Annotated in this window: 2 protein-coding genes; both read left to right on the forward strand. The window is 67.1% G+C overall.

Annotation, left to right across the window (positions count from 1 at the left end; translation table 11 throughout):
• Positions 1-1,007, forward strand: a 1,007-nt coding sequence (locus tag RMO04_RS17360) for an ABC transporter substrate-binding protein (RefSeq protein WP_309646024.1), incomplete at its 5' end; no start/stop codon positions are given.
• A 24-nt stretch (positions 1,008-1,031) separates the two neighbouring features.
• On the forward strand, positions 1,032-1,773 hold a 742-nt coding region (locus RMO04_RS17365; RefSeq protein WP_309646025.1), incomplete at its 3' end, for a branched-chain amino acid ABC transporter permease.

Consider the following 1,773-nt stretch of genomic DNA (forward strand, 5'->3'; position numbering starts at 1 on the left):
CCGCCGGCCAGCCCGCCCTGACCAAGACCAAGGCGCAGGAGCTGGTCGAGCGCGACAAGGTCGACGTCCTGATCGGTCCGCTCGCCGCCTTCGAGGCGCTCGCCATCGATGACTATATCCGCCAGGCCAAGATGCCGATCATCTCGCCCTCGGCCGCCGCCGAGGACCTGACCCAGCGCAAGCCCAACCCCTGGTTCGTGCGCGCGGTCGGCACCTCCGCTCAGGCCCATCACCCGCTCGCCGAATACGCCGCCAAGGAGCTGGGCTATAAGAAGATCTCCATCATCGCCGACGACTTCGCCTTCGGCCACGAGATCGCCGCCGGATTCCAGCGGGTCTTCGAGGAGAATGGCGGGAAGGTCGTGCAGAAGCTCTGGCCGCCCCTCAACACCGCCGATTACGGCTCCTATGTCACCCAGCTCGCGCCCGACGTCGATGCGGTGTTTGCGGCCTTCGCCGGCGGCAACGGCATCAAGTTCCTCGGCCAGTACAAGAACTACGGCAGCACCAAGCCGGTGATCGGCGCGATGACGACGGTCGACGAGGGCGTGCTCAAGAGCATGGGCTCGGAGGCCGTGGGCGTCATCTCGTCGGGCTGGTACAGCGCCGCGATCCAGACCCCTGCCAACACGAAGTTCGTCGAGGCGATCCGCGCCAAGTACAAGGCCGATCCCGGCTACTACACGGTCGGCGCCTACATGGCCTGCGAGTTCCTGGCCAGCGCCGTAGACCAGCTCAAGGGCAAGGTCGACGACAAGGACGCGCTGATCAAGGCGCTGCGCGAGGTCAAGATCACCGAGAGCCCCTATGGCGCGGTCAAACTCGACGAACTCGGCCAACCGCTGATGGACATCACCATCCGCAAGGTCGAGCAGAAGGACGGCCGCCTGCAGAACGTCGTTCTGAAGACCTATCCGGCCGTCAGCCAGTTCTGGACCTGGAAGCCGGAGGCCTTCCTCAAGAGCGCGGTCTATGGCCGCGGCAATCCCGAGCCGATCGCGCGCTGAGCGGTTGACGATCGGGAGCGGGCGATGACTTTCTGGATCATCCAGGGCCTGAACGGGCTGGCGTTCGGCTCGCTCCTGTTCATCCTGGCGGCGGGCTTCTCGCTGATCTTCGGCCTGATGCGCGTCGCCAACCTCGCCCACGGCGCCTATTTCATGCTTGGCGCCTATGTCGGACTGGCGGCGCTCGATGCCGGGCTGAATTTCTGGCTCGCGGTGCTGGCGGGCGCGATCGTCGTCGGCGTGCTCGGCGGTGTGGTCGAGCGGCTGATCCTCCGGCGCCTGACCGGCAAGCCGCTGGCCCAGGTGCTGGTGACGCTCGGCATCGCCTTCATCATCGCCGATGGCTGCCTCTGGCTCTGGTCTGGCGATCCGCGTCCCGTGCCGATGCCGGCGGGCTTCGAGGGCGTATTCCGCTTTGGCAGCGTCGCCTTCCCGAAATACCGGCTTTTCGTCGTCGCAGTCGCAGTCGCGTTGGCGGTGGCGCTCTGGCTGCTGCTGGAGCGCAGCCGGCTCGGCGCGATGATCCGCGCCGGGGTCGACGATATGGACATGGCACGCGCCATGGGCATCCGCACCTCGCTGCTGTTCACCACGGTGTTCTGCCTCGGCTCCGTACTGGCCGGCGCCGGCGGCGTGCTGGCGGGGCCGATCCTCTCGGTCTATCCGGGCCTCGATTCCGACATGCTGCCGCTGGCGCTGGTCGTGGTCATCCTGGGCGGCGCCGGCAGCCTGACCGGCGCCTTCATCGGCAGCCTGATCATCGGGT

Source organism: Phenylobacterium sp. (assembly GCF_031412415.1).
Lineage (GTDB): Bacteria > Pseudomonadota > Alphaproteobacteria > Caulobacterales > Caulobacteraceae > Phenylobacterium.